Origin of the sequence: Mameliella sp. MMSF_3455 (assembly GCF_030733205.1) — a bacterium.
Classification (GTDB): Bacteria; Pseudomonadota; Alphaproteobacteria; order Rhodobacterales; family Rhodobacteraceae; genus Antarctobacter.
Genome location: NZ_JASHJL010000107.1, coordinates 1 through 1,347 on the forward strand (window position 1 = coordinate 1; position 1,347 = coordinate 1,347).

Consider the following 1,347-nt stretch of genomic DNA (forward strand, 5'->3'; position numbering starts at 1 on the left):
TTAGAGGTGGTCCTGAGTTTTCGACCAGTTTGCCGCCGGGCTAAGCTATAGCATCGGTTTCATTTCAGGCGGCAATCTTCAGGTCCGGGTCTCGGCTATCATGGGCCTCGTCCGGTGTCAGCAACCCGTGCGATGTGTGCGGGCGCCTCTCATTGTAATAGGTGATCCAGGCGCCGATCCCGCGTCGGGCCTCCGAGCCGGTCTCGAAGGCGTTCAGGTAGACACACTCGTATTTGAGGGACCGCCAAAGACGCTCGATCATCCGGTTGTCGATCCAGCGGCCACGTCCGTCCATCCACTGCCCGGCAGGCGATTGCACAGCAATCTGCCGAAAGGGGAGATCTTCACCTTCTCGTCGCGCAGAATATCAGTGAAATCGGTGCTGGTGAATTGGGAGCCCTGGTCGGAGTTGAAGATCTCCGGCTTGCCGTATTTCGCCAGTGCCTCTTTGAGCGCCTCGACGCAAAATCCCGCGTCCATCGAGTTTGACAACCGCCAACTCAGCACCTTCCGGCTGTGCCAGTCCATGACAGCTACCAAGTACAGAAACCCGCGACGCATCGGGATGTATGTGATGTCGGTACACCAGACCTGATTAGGCCGGGTGATGGGTAAGTCCCGGAGCAAGTATGGATAAATCTTGTTTTCCGGGTGCTTCTTGCTGGTCTTGGGCTCCTGGTAGATCGGCACAAGACGCATGAGGCGCATTAGCCGCCGCACACGGTGGCGACCGCATTTATGCCCTTCTCGCTGCATGTGACGGGCCATTTGCCGCGAGCCGTACCAGGGCGTTTCCAGGAACTGCTTGTCGATGATCTCCATGAACGCCAGGTTTTCAACGCTTTCGCCGCGCGGGTGGTAATAGAGACTGGAGCGCGCCAGAGACAGCAGGCGACACTGACGCCGGACGCTGAGATCGGAGTGATCGTGCTTAACCGCTTTCTGCCTCCAGTGCCGAGGATGAGACTGGAGGCATCGGCCAAAAAATCCCGTTCCACGACCAACTGGCCAATCTTGGCGTGCAGCTTCTCGACATCCTTCTCGGAAATCGCCGGCTCGGCCGATGCGCCACCGCCAAATGCCGATGCCATGTTCTCAATCGCCGTGTTCGTCGGGGGATTGATTCACTGGATCAATTCCTTATCCTCCTCACTCCATCCGCTGATCATTGTCGGATGAACGTCGTACTTCTTGGCCAGCTCGGCCGTCGTCAGCTCCTCGCGAATGGCTTCAAGCGCAACCTTGGCCTTGAACTCCGCCGAATAGCGTTTCCGCTTCGTCATCTGGGTCGTTCCTTCGTCAGTCGCTACAGCATAGCAACTGGTCCGAAATCTCGCGACCACCTCT

At 57.8% G+C, this 1,347-nt stretch carries 1 pseudogene; it reads right to left on the reverse strand.

The features are described 5' to 3' along the window. Positions 1 to 64 precede the first annotated feature (64 nt). Positions 65 to 1,283, reverse strand: a pseudogene (locus RBB42_RS28035) (IS3 family transposase). Between the last annotated feature and the right edge of the window lie 64 nt (positions 1,284 to 1,347).